Raw genomic sequence first — 15,888 nt, 5'->3', positions numbered from 1 at the left:
TAAATTAAACTACAAATGCAAGCGGTGATCCCCTTTAACGAACATGCCCATCCAGCAGCGCCACTTGCGGCGCATCGGGCGAAAGTGCCGCCGGGGCAAGGCGGCTGATCGCGAAGGCACCGCTGGCGACGGCAGCGACCAGCAACAGGCCCTGTAGAACGCGAGAGACCAGGGGGCCGTCGGACACCGCAGCACGGAAGATGCCGGGGTTGCCCAATGCACTGTCGCGTTCGGTCACGAAGGTTACCGGCACGGCCTGCCCTTCGAGCAGATCGGCGACGCTGATGCTGCCGCCAAGAGCAATGCCGCAGCGGTTCGCGCCGGACCAGCGGACCTGGCCATTGAGGATCGAGCCGCCGATCTCGATCGCCACCCGGGTACCGCGCTTGGGCGGCGTGTCGAGCAGCGCGAGGACGCCGCGCGGCGAAGCGTTAGCCAGCGTCACCGGTTCATCGCGCCCGTCAAAGCGCAGCCGGCCATGCACGGCGATGACCGTGCGTTCTTCGAGGCGCTGCTTGTTGAAGAACATCGGGCGGGTCCTTTCCCCGGATCACAACACCGGGACCGGCCCAAATCTACGGCCCAACCCTTGAGGCATCGTTAAGGATTGCGGGAAGCCGCCGCGTTTTCGCCGGCCATGGCGGCCTGAGCCCGGGTGACCGAGGCGAGGCTGGACGAGGCGTAGCGGACCATCGCATAAGACGCCCCGCCCACGGCGATGACCAGCAGTACCGCCTGCATCGCCCGCGCCACCAGCGTGCTGTCGGACCCGATGGCGCTCAGCATGCCGCCCGAAACGCGCCGGGCTGCCCGGCTCCCCGCCAGCGCCGCGGAGCCCGCGCTGCCGCCTAGCAGCGCCGAAACGCTGATCCGCTCGCGCAGGACCACGCCGAACCGGCCACCGGCCCGCCAGCGCACGTGGCCGATCAGCGAATGGCCACCGATCCGCACTTCGACGAATTCTCCGCGGGCGGGCGGATCGCTCATCATGCCGAGCAGCCCGCGCGAGGACAGATCGATCACCGTCATCGCGCGCTCACCCTGCGTGCAGCGCAGCCGCGCGGCCAGGCTCATGCGGGTGCGCGGTTCGACACGCGGCTTATCGACATCGGCCAAAACGAAAAGTCCCCAGGTTGCCCGGCCGGCAACCTAGGGACCATTCCTTGAAGGGCTGTTAAGCCGGGGCGGCGATCAGGCGGTTGCCAGCGCCGCCGCCTTCTTCTTCAGGCGCCAGCCGTGCAGCAGCGGCTCGGTATATCCGCTGGGCTGTTCGACGCCCTTGAACACGAGGTCGCAAGCGGCACGGAAGGCGAAGCTGGTGTCCCAGTTGCCCGCCATCGGTTCATACAGCGGATCGCCGGCATTCTGGCCATCGACCTTGACGGCCATGCGCTTGAGGCTGTCCATCACCTGATCTTCGCTGCAAACGCCGTGCAGCAGCCAGTTCGCCATGTGCTGGCTGGAGATGCGCAGCGTGGCGCGGTCTTCCATCAGGCCGACATCGTGGAGGTCCGGCACCTTCGAGCAGCCGACGCCCTGATCGATCCAGCGCACGACATAGCCGAGGAGGCCTTGCGCGTTGTTGTCCAGTTCCGCCTGGACTTCTTCTTCGGACCAGTTGATGCCGCCGGCCAGCGGCATCTGCAGCAGCAGGTCAAGGCCGGGGATCTCGGCATCGTCCATCGTCTCGCGCAGGGCGAACACGTCGACTTCGTGATAGTGCATGGCGTGGAGCGTGGCGGCGGTCGGCGAAGGCACCCAGGCGGTGTTGGCACCGGTGCGGGGATGGCCGATCTTCTGCGCCATCATGTCCTTCATCATGTCCGGCGCGGCCCACATGCCCTTGCCGATCTGGGCGATGCCGGAAAGGCCGTGCTTCAACCCGATGGCGACATTGCGCTTCTCGTAAGCCGCGATCCAGACCGATCCCTTGACGTCGTTCTTGCGGATCATCGGCCCGGCGCGCATCGAGGTGTGGATCTCGTCGCCGGTGCGGTCGAGGAACCCGGTGTTGATGAAGACGATGCGGTCCTTCACCGCGTGGATGCAGGCTGCAAGGTTGGCCGAAGTGCGGCGCTCCTCGTCCATGACGCCAACCTTTACGGTGTGGCGGGGAAGCTGCAGCAGATCCTCAACAGCATCAAACAAGTCATTGGTGAAGGCGCATTCCTCCGGCCCGTGCATCTTCGGCTTGACGATATAGATCGAGCCTTGGCGGGAGTTGCCGAAGCGGGTCAGCTTCTGCACATCCTGCGTGCTGATGGCGCTGGTGATGACCGCGTCCATGACGCCTTCGGGGATTTCCGAGCCATCGGCCAGACGGATCGCCGGATTGGTCATGAGGTGGCCGACATTGCGCACGAACAGCAGGCTGCGGCCCGACAGGGTGATTTCTTCGCCGGAAGCGGCAGTCCAGACGCGGTTGCCGGCCAGTTCGCGGGTCAGCGCGCGGCCGCCCTTCTGGAAGGTTTCCGCCAGATCACCCCGGATCACGCCCAGCCAGTTGGTGTAGGCAGCCAGCTTGTCCTCGGCATCGACAGCGGCAACCGAATCTTCCAGATCGACGATCGTGGTCAGCGCGGCTTCGAGCAGGACATCAGCGATGCCCAACGGATCATCGCGACCCACTTCGCTGGCGCGATCAAGGACGATTTCGATGCCCAGGCCGTTGTGGGTGAACAGCACCCCGCCATCGCGGGTGGCGAACGGATAAGGGCATTCCCCGCCGGTCAGCGCGGCTTCCCAGCCGGGCAGCGTCGCATTGAGGAAAGCCCGGGCGCGGGCGACCACGGCCGCGCCGCGCGCCTTGTCATAGCCGCCGGGAACGGCGGGCGCGGCGTCAAGGACGTCGGTGCCGTAGAGCGCATCGTAAAGGCTGCCCCAGCGCGCGTTCGCCGCGTTCAGCAGGAACCGGGCGTTCAGCACCGGCACGACAAGCTGCGGACCCGCCATCGTGGCGATTTCGGGATCGACGTTTTGCGTGCCGATGGTGAAATCGCCGGGTTCGGGGACGAGATAACCGATCTCACGCAGGAACGCCTGATATTCGCCCCGCTCGATCGGCTTGCCTGCGCGTTCCCCGTGCCAGGCATCGATCGTCGCCTGGAGGGCATCGCGCTTGGCTAGCAGCGCGCGGTTGCGCGGGGCGAACTGGTCCAGCAGCGCCGCAAATCCTTGCCAGAAGGCACCCGCTTCGTGGCCGATCGGCGGCAGTACCTGCTCCTCGACAAAGCGCGCCAGCGCGGCATCGACCTGGAGCCCGGCACGTTCAACAGAATTGGTCATTTTTCCTCGCACACGTTCACCGTGCGCCACCATGACGGTGTCCCGTCGCGCGACGCAACCATACTTTCCGATAATGCCCTGGGGAAGGAAGCCACCCTATGACGCAAGCCCGCCGCGAAGGCAAGATTGGGCGTGATCAGATCGGACCGCCCCGTTTCGTGACAGCCCTGTAGGGCAGGCTTACACTGCGCGTCGGTTGACCTTACATTAACCTTGAATCGCAGTGATGGATTCGGCGGTAACACGTGTCTGGCACGATCATTGCTGAAACGGTGGGCGTTACAAGAGGATGAAAATGCTCCGCAAAATTGGTCGCCTGTTCGTAATCAAGACCCACTGGGAAGCGTACATGATCATTTACGCCCTGGCGCTGGGCGCTGTCGAACGCGGCAGTGTCTATCTCGGGCGCTTTCCGGGCTTCGGCGGCAAGCTGCTGTTCCTTGCGTGCACCGGCGCGGTGTTCATGGCCGGAGGCAAGATCCTCGATTGCATCAAGTACGAAAAGGCCGAAAGACTGGCCCGTTCCCACGCAGCAGCCGCGGTGGTATCGGCACATCCGGACCGGGAGGCGGCCTGAGCGGAACGGCAAAAGGGCAGGAAGGTGGGGTGATTCTGTTGCAAGGCTCACCCCGGGCCCCTGGAATCCGCTTCTGTTACCCGGTGGGTCCAACCGTGTTCTGACTTTGTAACTTCAGGGCGTTAGCCCCTAGAATTACGCCGCGAGAGCAAGTGCTTCGTTGTCGTTGGCACTTATGAGTTTTGAGCCTTGAACGGGTTACTCAGCCCGGACGAAAACACCGCTTTTCAACACACGTCGATCCTAGTTCGGCCCCGTCATTTGCCCCGCACTGTCCGAAGACACGCGAGGGAAGTGGTGGAGCCGCCGGGTACCGCCCCCGGGTCCGCTGCATCTATTGCACGCTGCAATTTATCGTCATATCCGGCAAGCCGGCACCACCGCATATAAGCGCTTGTGCGCGAATGTGAAGGGAGGGACGAACGCCCTCCCCGATCAGCGATTCTTCAGCGCATCACGAATTTCAGCGAGCAGTTCGACCTCGGTCGGCCCGGCCGGCGCGGCGGGCGCTTCTTCCGCAGGCTTGTGGAGCAGCTTGTTCGCCTGCTTGACGATCAGGAAGATGATGAAAGCCAGGATCAGGAAGTTGATCGTGGCGGTGATGAACGCGCCATACCCGAACATTGGCACGCCCGCCGCCTTGAGCGCGGCGTAAGTCTTCTCGCCGGTATAGTCGGCCGGGATGGTACCGAGCACCAGGAACTTGTTGGTGAAATCGATACCGCCGGTGATGAGGCCCACGAACGGCATGATGACGTCTTCGGTCAGCGAGGCAACGATTTTGCCGAACGCCGCGCCGATGATGACACCCACGGCAAGGTCGAGAACATTGCCCCGCGCGATGAAGGTCTTGAATTCCTGAAACATCTTCACTCCTTCCGGTTCGGCACGCCGATGCACCGGCCACGGATGGCATAAAGGGCCTTGCCTCACAATCGGTTGTTAGCCACCTGCCCGGACATTCCCGCGCGCAGTCCTTGAACCGCCACCCGGCGCTGCTATCTATCGCTCGATAGCCCCTGCGCTTCAGCAGGGCGCACCGAGGAGATCGCCGATGTCGTTCGCCGCGCTCACCCGCAAGGGCCGCACTGTCCTCGCGCTGGGCCTTGCCCTCTCGCTGGCCGCCTGCGGTTTCAACTCCGTGCCGACCAAGCAGGAAGCGGCGAAGGCGCGCTGGGCCGATGTCCAGGCGGCCTTCCAGGAACGCGCCAACCTAGTTCCCAACCTGGCCGCCACCGCCAAGGGCGCGGCCGAACAGGAAAAAGCGATCCTGACCGGCGTGGTCGAAGCGCGCGCCAAGGCGACCAGCGTGCAGATCAGCGCCGAAGACCTCAACAATCCGGCCAAGATGCAGCAGTTTCAGGCGGCACAGGGCCAGTTCGGCCAGGCACTGTCACGGCTGCTTGTCAGCGTCGAACAGTACCCCGATCTCAAGTCGATCGTGAACTACCAGATGTTGCAGACCCAGCTCGAAGGGCAGGAAAACCGCATCCGCATCGCCATCCGCGACTATAACGGCGCGGTTCAGGACTATAACACCGAAGTGCGCACCTTCCCCTCGATGATCGGTGCCAAGCTGCGCGGGGCCGAGCCGCTGGTGCCTTACCAGTCGGTCACGCCGGGTGCCGAAGTCGCGCCCAGCCTCGAAGGAAAGATCTGATCCGGTGATCCGCTTACGCGCTCTCGGCGCGGCGCTGATCCTGGGCCTCGCGCTTGTCGCCGGGATACCGGCGCAAGCGGCCCCGAGCTTTCCCGAGCTGACCGGGCGGGTCGTCGATGCCGCCAACGTCATTCCCGATGACGCCGAAGCGCGGCTGACCCAGAAGCTCGCCGCGCTGGAAACCCAGTCGCAGCGGCAACTGGTTGTCGTCACCGTGCCTGATCTTCAAGGGTACGAGATATCCGATTACGGCTATCAGCTCGGTCGCGCCTGGGGGATCGGCAGCAAGGCCCGCAACGACGGCGCGCTGCTGATCGTCGCCCCGAACGAGCGCAAGGTGCGGATCGAAGTCGGCTACGGCCTCGAGCCGGTCCTGACGGACGGCATGAGCTTCCTCATCATCAACCAGGCCATCGTCCCGCGCTTCAAGGCGGGCGATCTGCCCGGCGGGATCGAGGCGGGCAGCGATGCCATCATCCGCCAGCTCACCCTGCCGCCCGAAGAAGCCGCCAAGGTGGCCGCAGCGGCCGATCAGGCGCAGCAGAACGACAGCGGCGGCTGGGTCGGGCCGCTGATCTTCGTGGTGTTCATCCTGTTCTTCTTCATCCTGCCGATGATCCGCAGCGCCAGCCGCGGCGGCCGGCGCACCGGCGGCTGGGGTGCGCCGATCGTATGGATACCGGGCGGTTCGTCCGGATCGTCCTGGGGGTCCGGCGGCAGCGACTGGGGCGGCGGTGGCTTTTCCGGCGGCGGCGGCAGCTTCGGCGGCGGCGGATCGAGCGGAAGCTGGTAGGACGAAGCACGATGGCGAACACCCGGCCCCTTGACGATAGCGATCACGCCCGGATCAGCGCGGCCGTCACTGCCGCCGAACTGCACAGTTCGGGAGAGATCGTGACGATCCTCGCTGATCGCTCGGACGGCTATACCGATGTTGCGCTGGCCTGGGCCGCTGCCACCGGGCTGGTCGCGCTGATGGCGCTGGCGATAGCGCCCGATTTCTACATGGGCCTGTACGACCACCTGCTGGGCGGCTGGGGCCACGAATGGACCCCGCGCACGATCTTCGCGCTGGCGGCGCTGGTTGCCGGCCTCAAGTTCGCCGGGATGATGGTCCTGCAGATGTGGCAACCGCTGCGGATGCTGCTGGTGCTGCCGGCGATCCGCACCCGGCGGGTCCACGCCGCCGCGATCCGCGCCTTTCGCATCGGGGCGGAGCGGCGCACTGCCGGGCGCACCGGCGTGCTGATTTATCTTTCCATGCGCGAACGGCGGGCCGAGATCGTCGCCGATGCGGCGATCGCCACGCGGGTCGCCCCCGAAGTCTGGGGCGAGGCGATGGCCGCCATGCTGGCGGAGGTAAGCGAGGGCCGCGTTGCCGACGGCATGATCGCCGCCGTCGATCGGGTCGGCGCGATCCTTGCCCCGCATTTCCCGCGCAGCGACCAGGATATCAACGAATTGCCCGACAGGTTGATCGAAGTATGACCGCAGACCGCGATTCCCCCGAAGAAGTCATGTGGGAAGGCCGGTTCATCACCGCCAAGCGGCGGGGGCGCTGGGAATACGTCGGCCGGGCGCGCGGCATACACGCGGCGGTCATCCTCGCCGTCGATGCCGAGGATCATGTAATTCTGGTCGAGCAGTACCGCGTGCCGCTGGGCCGGCCGTGCATCGAACTGCCGGCCGGGCTGGTCGGCGATCATGACCACAACCAGGGCGAAGACCCCGGCATCGCCGCCGCCCGCGAGCTGGAGGAAGAGACCGGCTACCGCGCCGGGCGGATGGAGAATCTGGGCGAGTTCTTTTCCTCGCCCGGCATGGTCAGCGAAAGCTTCACGCTGTTTCGCGCGCACGATCTGGTCAGGACCGGCGCAGGCGGCGGCGTCGATGGTGAGGATATCCGCGTCCACCGGATCCCGCTTGCGGAGATCGAGGCGCGCATGGCGGACTGGCGCGCGCAAGGTTATGCGATGGACGTCAAGCTGCTGATGCTGCTGGGCGCAAAGCTGCTGGGCTGATCGCCTGCGCACCCGCCCAGCCATCTGCCGACGCAAGGCCCGCTATGCCGACGAAGCGGCGGCGCTGGCCGTGGCGGAACAGGCTCCCTTCCCGCTGCGCCCCTACCGCTGCGAACTGTGCCGCGCCTGGCACCTGACCAGCCGCACCAAGGGCATGCGGCTGCCGCGCTTCGAGACCGAGCGGCGGCGGACCCAGAAGCAAACGGCCAGCTGAACCCTTCAGCCGGCCGAATTGCAAAGTTTCCAGCGATGCGGAGCCGGTCATGACCGGCTCCGGACCAGGTTCAGCGGCCGGTCCAGTTGCCGGGGCGCTTTTCGACGAAGGCGGTCATGCCCTCGGTCTTGTCTTCGGTGCCGCACAGCACCTGGAACATGCGGCGTTCCATCAGGATGCCGGTGTCGAGCGTGGTTTCGAACGCCACGTTGACCATTTCCTTGTTCATCATCGCGGCCAGCGGCGGCATCGCGGCGATGGTTTCGGCGGTCTTGAGCGCGTCTTCCAGCAACTGATCGTGCGGGACGATCCGGCTGACGAGGCCGCCGCGTTCGGCTTCCTCGGCGTCCATCATGCGGCCGGTCAGGCACATTTCCATGGCCTTGGCCTTGCCGACGGCGCGGGTCAGGCGCTGCGAGCCGCCCATGCCGGGGGCTACGCCCAGCTTGATTTCCGGCTGGCCGAACTTGGCGCGATCCGAAGCGAGGATGAAATCAGCCATCATCGCCAGTTCGCAACCGCCGCCCAGCGCAAAACCGTTGACCGCCGCGATCCACGGCTTGCGGGTGACGCGGGTGATCTTGCTGGTCCAGTCGGCGAAGAAATCGCCGGCGTAGAAATCGGCAGGCGATTTCTCGACCATTTCCTTGATATCGGCACCGGCGGCGAACGCCTTGTCGCCCGAGCCCGTCAGCACGGCGCAGCGCTGGCTGCTGTCCGCGTCGTAAGCGGCGAACACTTCGATCAGTTCCGTCAGCACCACGGAGCTGAGCGCGTTCAGCGCCTTGGGGCGGTTGATCGTGATGAGCGTGACAGCGCCCCGGGTTTCTACCAGGACCGTTTCGTAAGCCATCGTTTTTCCTCTCTCGTTCAGTTCGACAATACGGGCAGCGGGGTCCAGGCCCGGTTCTTGGGCAGCGGCTGGAACACCGAGGCGACCAGTTCATCCGGCACGTCTTCGGGCTTGGCGGGATGCCAGCGCGGCTTGTTGTCCTTGTCGATCAGCAGCGCCCGCACGCCCTCGATGAAATCGTGCTGGCGGAACATGCGATGGACGATGCCGAATTCGAGCCGCATCTCGTCCTCGAAGCTGCCGAAGTGCGGGCTGACGACCAGCAGGCGCAGGGTCACCTTGCAGGACAGCGGCGACTTGGTGCGCAGGATCGAAAGCTGCTTCTGCGCCCATTCGGACGGGTCCGCTTCGAGCGCGGCAAGCGTATCCTCCAGCCGGTCAGACGCGAACACGCGGTTGATATCGGGCAGGATGTCCATGACCTTGGCCGGCGGCGGCGCTTCGCTGGCATTGTCGAGGATCGAGCGCAGGCCTTCGGGGTGAAGGAGAATCTGTTCCTTGACCTCTTCCAGCCGTTCCGAAGGGATGTAGTGCGTGGCCAAGCCCGTGGCGACGCATTCCGCGCCGTCAAGCCTGCCACCGGTCAGTCCCAGATACTGTGCGATGCGGCCGGGCAGCTTCGACAGATAGCGTCCGCCGCCGACATCGGGGAACAGGCCGATGCCGGTTTCCGGCATGGCGAACACTGTCCGCTCGGTCGCGACGCGATAGCGGCACGGCATCGATATGCCGACGCCGCCGCCCATGGTGATGCCGTCCATGAACACCACCCCAGGCTTGAGGTACGTGTACATGAGATGGTTCATCCGGTATTCCTGGAAGAAGAACGCATCCCCCGCCGAACCGTGCCCGGTGGCACTGTTGGCGATGCTGACGACGTCACCGCCCGCACAGAAGCCGCGGCCTTCGGCGTGATCGATGATCACCACCTGGACTTCGGGCTGCTCCCGCCATTTCAGCAGGGCCTCGGTCATGTCGCGGACCATGTTGAGGTTGAGTGCGTTGATCGCCTTGGGGCGATTGAGCCGCAGCCGGCCTACCCGCCCTTCGATGAAGCACTGGACGTCGTTGTTTTCCACGCTCGAAAAAACTCCCTGGTATCTCGATCTCAGGCGCCCAGCACGTAGCTGCCCGGGGCCTTTTCCAAAACCTTCAATTTGCCGCCGCCCAGCTTGCGGGCCGGCACTTCTTCGCCCGGATCGTTGGCATAAAGCCAGTCGGACCAATGCGGCCACCACGATCCTTCGTGTTTCTGGGCACCGGCGAACCAGGCGTCGGCGTCGGTGGTCTTGTCGGCATTGGTCCAGAACCCGTGCTTTTTGCGCGACGGGTGATTGATCACGCCGGCGTTATGCCCGGAACCGCCCAGGATATAGATCGGCTCACCGCCGAAATACTGCCGGCCGCGAAACACGCTTTTCCATGACGAGACGTGATCGTCCTTGAGGCCGATGATCGTCACCGGAACGGTGATCTGCGTAAGGTCCAGGTGCTCCCCCAGCAGCGTCACCGCGCCCGGTTCGCGCAGCTTGTCTTCCAGCAGGAGCTTGCGGTTGTAGGTGCGCAGGAACGCCTCGGGAATGTGCGATCCATCCTCGAACCAGAACAGCAGGTCCGAAGGCGGCGCTTCCTTGTCCAGCAGATAGTGGCTGATGTACGACGACCAGATCAGATCGTTCGCCCGCATCATCGAGAACAGGCGCTGCAACTCGTCCTTGGCGATATAGCCCTTGTCGCCGATGTGGACGTCGAGCGCATCGACATGCGCGTCGTTCACGAAGGCCGACCATTCCATCATGTCGGTGAAATCGACCAGCGCGCCGATCAGCGTGGCGGAACCCACCTTGTCCAGTTCGCCGCGCGCGGCCAGCACCGCGGTCGCCATCGATAGCAGCGTGCCACCCATGCAGAAGCCGAACAGATCGACGGCATCGGAGCCCGTGACCTTGCGGACCTGCTCGATCGCCTCGATCACCCCGGTGCCGACATAGTCCTCCACCCCGCAATCGCGGTGGCTCTCGTCGGGATCGACCCAGGATACCACGAACACGGTATGGCCCTGATCGACCAGCCACTTCACCAGGCTGGACGCAGGCTGCAGATCGATCATGTAGTACTTGTTGACCAGCGGCGGCACGTAGAGCAGCGGCCGGGCGCGCACCGATGCGGTGGTGGCGGTGTACTGGTTGATCTGCATCAGGTGGTTCTGGAACACCACCCCGCCCGGCGTGCAGGCCAGGTTCTCGCCCAGCCGGAACGCCCCGTCATCGGTGCGCCGCTGGACGATGCCGCGTCCGGTGGCGAGGTCTTCCAGCATGTTGGCGAAACCGGCGATCAGGTTCGCGCCGCAGGTGTCGATAGTCCGGCGCATGACCTGCGGGTTGGTCAGGATGAAGTTTGTCGGCGAAACGGCGTTAAGGTATTGCTCGACGATCAGCTCGGCCATCGCCCGCTTGGACTTGTCCTCCTCGGTCGAGGACTGGACGAATTCGCGCAAGTGGCGGGCTGCCAGCAGGTGGCTGTCCTTGAGCGAGCGGAAGAACGGGCTGCTTTCCCAATCGGCATCGCTGAACCGGCGATCACCGCGCTCTGGCGCTACGGCCGGCTTGGCAGCCAGACCGGGGGTCCACATGTCCTGCCACATCCGCGACCATTCATCGAACGCCTTCATCTGCGTTTCGATCAGCCGCTGCGGCTGTGCCATGACGCCGGTCATCACATCGGTCATGGCCGCCAGCACCGCCGACGTGTCGTAAGAGGTCGCCATGGAGAGCGACGGCGGATTCTGCAGGAAATGCTGCATCGCACCGGAAAGTTTGGCGCAGGCATCGGTAAGGTAATCGATAGATGCCTGTGGGTTAGGCATTTTCGGCGGCTTGGTCATGACGGCTCCCGCATCACTGGATTTTGCAGCGCAGCATACAAAGGCATTGCCGCGCTGCCAATCGCAATCCGACGTCTGTCAAGCCAGCATCTCGCGCCCGACGATCATCCGCATGACCTCGTTCGTCCCTTCGAGGATGCGATGGACCCGCAAGTCGCGCCAGAAGCGCTCGATCGGGTATTCCTTGAGATAGCCATAGCCGCCGAAAAGCTGGAGCGCGCGATCCACCACGGAGGAACCGGTATCGGTTGCCATCAGCTTGGCCATGGCCGCGAACCGGGTCTTGTCGGCCGTCTTGGCAGTCACCTTGTCCGCCGCGATATAGAGCAGCGCGCGCGCAGCCTCCAGTTCGGCCAGCATCTGCGCGAGGGTGAACTGGGTGTTCTGGAATTCGGCAATCGCCTGACCGAACTGCTTGCGGTCCTTGACGTACTGCACCGCTTCATCAAGGCAGCGCTGCGCCCCGCCGAGCGAGCACGCGCCGATGTTGAGGCGGCCACCATCCAGTCCGGCCATCGCGAACTTGAAGCCATCGCCTTCGGCACCGACCCGGTTCGCGACCGGAATGCGCGCGTCCTCGAAGATGACCTGTGCGGTGGGTGAGGAGTTCCAGCCCAGCTTCTTCTCGGTCGCCCCGAAGCTGACGCCGGGGGTATCCTTGTCGACCAGGAACGCCGAAATTCCGCGCGACTTGTGCTCGCCGGTGCGCGCCATCACGATATAGACATCGTTGACGCCGCCGCCCGAGATGAACTGCTTGGTGCCGTTCAGCACATAGGAATCGCCGTCCAGCTTGGCCGATGTGCGCAGCGCCGCCGCATCGGAACCGGAACCCGGCTCGGTCAGGCAGTAGGAACCGATGAGATCCATCGACACCAGCCCGGGCAGGTAGCGATCCTTGAGCCGCTGATCACCGAAGGCATCGACCATCCACGCCACCATGTTGTGGATCGAGATGAATGCGCTGGTCGAAGGGCAGCCATAGGACATGGCCTCCATGATCAGCGCCGCTTCGAGCCGGCCAAGGCCGATGCCGCCGCTTTCCTCCGACACGTAGATGCCGCCAAAGCCGAGTTCGCCGGCCGCCTTCCACACGTCCACCGGGTAGTGGCACTTTTCGTCCCACTCGGCCGCGAACGGAGTGATCTGGTCGGCGGTGAACTTGCGCGCCATGTCCTGGATCGCAAGCTGATCCTCAGTCAGCCCAAACTGTTCAGTCATCTTGGTCCCTGTTTTTGCTGTTCGTGCGACCATTGCGCACGGCCCTTGGGGCGGTCATTTGCGGGAAGAAGCGGCAATCCCTGTCGATCCGGCGTGCCATGATGCCGAACCATGCGGCATGGTGCCGATCGATTTCGCCAGACGATATTTCATCCGGGCGAAGTGGCGGGCGGTGCGCGGGAAGCCGATAGCCACCCGCGCACCGCCCTGCCCGATCAGCCGATCAGTTCGATAATGTCCTTGCCGAACAGGGCTTCATCCGAAGGAATGGTCTTCGGGGTCGCCAGCGGCTTGGACACCCAGGTCTCATTGATGAGATCGCGCCAGGTGATGTTGTTGTTGGTCGAGTTGCCGCCCCACGAACCGCAGCCCAGCGAGAAGGTCTGGCGCATGCCGTTCCACAGGTTGCCCGAATTGGAGGCAGACTGGGGCTGGTTGACCATCACGCGGCTGGTCTTGGTGCCGTTGGCCAGCTTCATGATGTTCTCGTCGGAATTCGAGTAAATCCCGCAGGAGTGGCCCTGGCCCTGATAGGCCTGGATGGCGTTGGTCAGCTTGACCGCCTCGTCGATGTCCTTGGCGCGATACAGCGTCATGGTGACGGTCATCTTCTCGCCCGAGAACTTGTAGTCCGCACCTGTACCGGTTTCGGGAACGATGAAGAACTGGGTGCCTTCGGGGATCTCGAAGCCGGCATAGTTGGCGATGAATTCGGCCGGCTGAGCAACGACCTTGGCGTTGATATGCTCGCCGTCTTCCCAGATCGCGTTCTGCAGCTTGGTCTTGTTCGCGCCTTCGATGATGAAACCACCCTTCTCGATCAGCTTGGCCAGCATCGCATCGTAGATGGCATCGACCAGGATGACCGAGTTATCGGACGAGCACGAAGCCGCGTTGTCCAGCGTCTTCGACAGCAGGATCTTGGCCGCCGCATCGTCAAGATCGGCAGTCTCATCAACGGTGATGACCGCGTTGCCGACGCCGACGCCCAGCGCCGGGGTGCCCGACGAATAGGCCGCCGTCACCATCGCGCCGCCGCCGGTGGCGAGGATGCGATCGCACTGCTTCATGACTTCATTGGTCTTTTCCACCGAAGGCTGTTCGATGGCGATCACCAGATCGGCCGGCGCGCCCATCTTGACCAGCGCATCGCGCATCAGGCCGCAGATCTTGGCGTTGATGAACTTGGCGCGCGGGTGCGGGCAGACGATGATCGAATTGCGGCCCTTGACCGCGCTGATCGCCTTGATGACCGGGGTCGCCTCGGGGTTGGTGGAGGGCGACAGCGCACCGATCACGCCGATCGGCTTGGCGATCTTGACGATGTTGCGCTCGGGCAGTTCCTCGATGATGCCAACCGACTTGTCGTCGATGATGTCATAAAGGGTGGCGCGGGTCTTGACCGAGATCTTCTTGAACTTGCCCTCGTAGTTGCCGAGCTGGGTTTCCTCCACGGTTTCGCGGGCGATTTCCTCGTCCATGCCGGGACGGGCAACGGCGTAGACCATGCCGCGGATCAGGCGATCGACCTGCTCCTGCGTATAGTCGGCGATCTGAGCCTGCGCCGCACGCGAACGCGCGACCAGCTCGGCCACCTCGGCAGCGACGGGGGTTTCGGCAATCAGTTCAGCGGTAGCCATTATGCATCGTCCCTTGTGTTCAGGCCCGAAATCCTGCTCGCGACGGCTGGACGAGTTTTCCCGCCCCTGCCGTCCGCCAGACCTCGCGCAGTGATCGATTTAATCAAGCCATTAAATTCCAACTTCGCCTTTGGCAAGTCGAGACAAAGGCACCTATCACGCAAACGCCAGCGCCCATGTGCAAAAAATTAAACCAGTGTACCTTTAAACGCAAGCCGGCACGGGCGCGAAGCCCGGTCAGCCGGAAACCGGCGCAAGGTCTGCTGCGGGCGGGGACGGTGCAGCACGGTTCCGCCGGGGCGACAGCCCGATCAGCGGCCGCAACCAGCGAAGCTCCCGTCCACCCAGATAGAAGGCCCAGCAGGCGGCGAAAGTCACCATCATCAGCGCCAGGAATTCGGGCAAGGCGGTCAGCCCCTTGTCGCGCAGCCAGTAGCCGAAGCAGACCTCGGCCGTCTGGTGGATGATATAGAACGGGAACACCGCTTCTGCCAGCATCGCCCGCCAGCGGTTGTCGCGGTTCCAGAACCGGTCCGCGATGCCGAACAGCGCCACGATCATGCCCCAGCACTGCACTGCCTTGGCAAAGTGCAGCGGTACGAGCAGCGGGCCCGGCGTCGGCACGTTGCCGGGATAGCGGATGGCATCGGCGGCCACGAGCGCGAAGGCCCCGACGCCGAGCGCGAGGGCAAGCTTCCACTGCGCCGCGATCGCCAGCCGCAGCTTCTCCGAGCGGCGCAGCATGATGCCAAAGAAAAACAGCAGGCAGTAATGCACATGGGCGACAGGATCGCGGAAAAACTCGTGGCTGTCGGTCCAGTTGCCCGGGAACAGGCGCACCGCAAAGATGATCGCGATGCCTGCCGGCAGCAGCCACGGCCCCGCCAGCACCCGCTCCGCCACCTGGCCGGCCGCCTGCCGGACCCGCAGCGGCAGCTTCAGCGCAGCGGCCAGCACGAGCGTATAGGTCAGCAGATAGATCACGAACCACATGTGCATCGGGCGCGGCACATATTCGCCCCGGATATCCTGGAACGTGAAAGCGTCATGGACGAAATAGTAGAGATAGGACTGGGTGTATCCGCCATGGACCAGTCCGGCATAGGGCTGCGGCGGCACGATCACGATCAGCGCGAACAGCAAGGGCACCCCCAGCCGCACCAGCCGGCTGCGCAGGAACGCGCCGTCGCTCTTTTCGCGGGCGAGCAGCGCCGCGCTGGAATAGCCGGAAATGGCGAACAGCAGCCCCAGCCGCCACGCGCTGGTCGCCAGCAGCGGGATCTCCGCCCACGGCACCACGCCCCGGGTTGGCGTGGTATAGCCCCAGGGGGTGAAGTTGATGCCGATGTGGTAGAAGATCAGCAACACGAAAGCGCCGATGCGCAGCCAATCCATCCCGTAGTGGCGTTGCGTCGTGGAAGCCTTCATCATCACTCTTCGGGGTTGCGCGCCATGGCCCATAGCAGGATTGCCTGCAACCGCAACGGACTTGGGACCAGCCGCAAGCGCCGCGACCGGCTCCGTTTCGGAGCC

General features: G+C 64.3%; 17 protein-coding genes and 1 other RNA gene. 6 read left to right on the top strand and 12 right to left on the bottom strand.

The genetic code is table 11. From position 1 onward, the window contains the following. Positions 1–34: 34 nt before the first annotated feature. The 3 genes from IE122_RS07970 to IE122_RS07960 form a co-directional block, all read right to left on the bottom strand. Entirely contained in the window at positions 35–529 is a 495-nt protein-coding gene (locus IE122_RS07970; protein ID WP_189620633.1) for a hypothetical protein, read from the bottom strand. Between the two features lie 71 nt (positions 530–600). Then, the gene (locus IE122_RS07965) at positions 601–1,116 is read right to left on the bottom strand and encodes a PilZ domain-containing protein (protein ID WP_189620632.1); all 516 of its coding nucleotides are present in this window, start codon (positions 1,114–1,116) and stop codon (positions 601–603) included. A gap of 75 nt (positions 1,117–1,191) precedes the next feature. Beyond that, the gene (locus tag IE122_RS07960) at positions 1,192–3,285 is read right to left on the bottom strand and encodes a malate synthase G (RefSeq protein ID WP_189620631.1); all 2,094 of its coding nucleotides are present in this window, start codon (positions 3,283–3,285) and stop codon (positions 1,192–1,194) included. A gap of 295 nt (positions 3,286–3,580) precedes the next feature. Here IE122_RS07960 and IE122_RS07955 point away from each other — a divergent pair, with 295 nt between their 5' ends. Then, on the top strand, positions 3,581–3,862 hold the full coding sequence (locus IE122_RS07955) for a hypothetical protein (RefSeq protein ID WP_189620630.1): 282 nt from the start codon (positions 3,581–3,583) through the stop codon (positions 3,860–3,862). A 62-nt stretch (positions 3,863–3,924) separates the two neighbouring features. Here IE122_RS07955 and ssrA read toward each other — a convergent pair. Both ssrA and mscL read right to left on the bottom strand, forming a co-directional pair. After that, positions 3,925–4,277: a transfer-messenger RNA gene (gene ssrA, locus IE122_RS07950) on the bottom strand. Between the two features lie 20 nt (positions 4,278–4,297). Further along, entirely contained in the window at positions 4,298–4,729 is a 432-nt protein-coding gene (gene mscL, locus IE122_RS07945) for a large conductance mechanosensitive channel protein MscL (RefSeq protein ID WP_189620629.1), read from the bottom strand. Positions 4,730–4,916: 187 nt separating this feature from the next. On the opposite strand from mscL, the gene IE122_RS07940 reads away from it, so the two are divergent. From IE122_RS07940 to IE122_RS07920, 5 genes are all read left to right on the top strand, one after another. After that, the gene (locus IE122_RS07940) at positions 4,917–5,522 is read left to right on the top strand and encodes a LemA family protein (RefSeq protein WP_189620628.1); all 606 of its coding nucleotides are present in this window, start codon (positions 4,917–4,919) and stop codon (positions 5,520–5,522) included. A gap of 4 nt (positions 5,523–5,526) precedes the next feature. Next, positions 5,527–6,315, top strand: coding sequence for a TPM domain-containing protein (locus IE122_RS07935; RefSeq protein ID WP_189620627.1), 789 nt, complete (start codon positions 5,527–5,529; stop codon positions 6,313–6,315). A gap of 11 nt (positions 6,316–6,326) precedes the next feature. Further along, a complete protein-coding gene (locus IE122_RS07930; RefSeq protein WP_189620626.1) occupies positions 6,327–7,010 on the top strand; it encodes a TPM domain-containing protein in 684 nt (227 codons plus the stop codon). Beyond that, a complete protein-coding gene (locus IE122_RS07925) occupies positions 7,007–7,543 on the top strand; it encodes an NUDIX hydrolase (protein WP_189620625.1) in 537 nt (178 codons plus the stop codon). Before IE122_RS07930 ends, IE122_RS07925 begins: the two co-directional genes overlap by 4 nt. Before the next feature lie 70 nt (positions 7,544–7,613). Further along, a complete protein-coding gene (locus tag IE122_RS07920) occupies positions 7,614–7,757 on the top strand; it encodes a hypothetical protein (protein ID WP_373299120.1) in 144 nt (47 codons plus the stop codon). A 70-nt stretch (positions 7,758–7,827) separates the two neighbouring features. Here the strand turns inward: IE122_RS07920 and IE122_RS07915 are convergent, their stop codons facing one another. The 7 genes from IE122_RS07915 to IE122_RS07885 form a co-directional block, all read right to left on the bottom strand. Beyond that, positions 7,828–8,610, bottom strand: coding sequence for an enoyl-CoA hydratase-related protein (locus IE122_RS07915; RefSeq protein WP_189620624.1), 783 nt, complete (start codon positions 8,608–8,610; stop codon positions 7,828–7,830). 17 nt (positions 8,611–8,627) lie between these two features. Next, on the bottom strand, positions 8,628–9,689 hold the full coding sequence (locus IE122_RS07910; protein ID WP_189620623.1) for an enoyl-CoA hydratase/isomerase family protein: 1,062 nt from the start codon (positions 9,687–9,689) through the stop codon (positions 8,628–8,630). Positions 9,690–9,718: 29 nt separating this feature from the next. Continuing rightward, on the bottom strand, positions 9,719–11,494 hold the full coding sequence (locus tag IE122_RS07905; protein WP_189620622.1) for an alpha/beta fold hydrolase: 1,776 nt from the start codon (positions 11,492–11,494) through the stop codon (positions 9,719–9,721). A gap of 78 nt (positions 11,495–11,572) precedes the next feature. Next, positions 11,573–12,715: an acyl-CoA dehydrogenase family protein gene (locus IE122_RS07900; RefSeq protein ID WP_189620621.1), complete on the bottom strand. Its 1,143-nt coding sequence runs from the start codon at positions 12,713–12,715 to the stop codon at positions 11,573–11,575. A 54-nt stretch (positions 12,716–12,769) separates the two neighbouring features. Then, positions 12,770–12,910, bottom strand: coding sequence for a hypothetical protein (locus IE122_RS07895; protein ID WP_189620620.1), 141 nt, complete (start codon positions 12,908–12,910; stop codon positions 12,770–12,772). A 20-nt stretch (positions 12,911–12,930) separates the two neighbouring features. Continuing rightward, on the bottom strand, positions 12,931–14,355 hold the full coding sequence (locus IE122_RS07890) for an aldehyde dehydrogenase family protein (protein WP_189620619.1): 1,425 nt from the start codon (positions 14,353–14,355) through the stop codon (positions 12,931–12,933). A 237-nt stretch (positions 14,356–14,592) separates the two neighbouring features. Beyond that, entirely contained in the window at positions 14,593–15,786 is a 1,194-nt protein-coding gene (locus IE122_RS07885; RefSeq protein WP_229813896.1) for an acyltransferase family protein, read from the bottom strand. Positions 15,787–15,888: the final 102 nt, after the last annotated feature.

The organism is Novosphingobium colocasiae (assembly GCF_014652555.1).
GTDB classification, from domain to species: Bacteria; Pseudomonadota; Alphaproteobacteria; order Sphingomonadales; family Sphingomonadaceae; genus Novosphingobium; species Novosphingobium colocasiae.
This window is presented reverse-complemented; position numbering and strand designations above follow the sequence as displayed.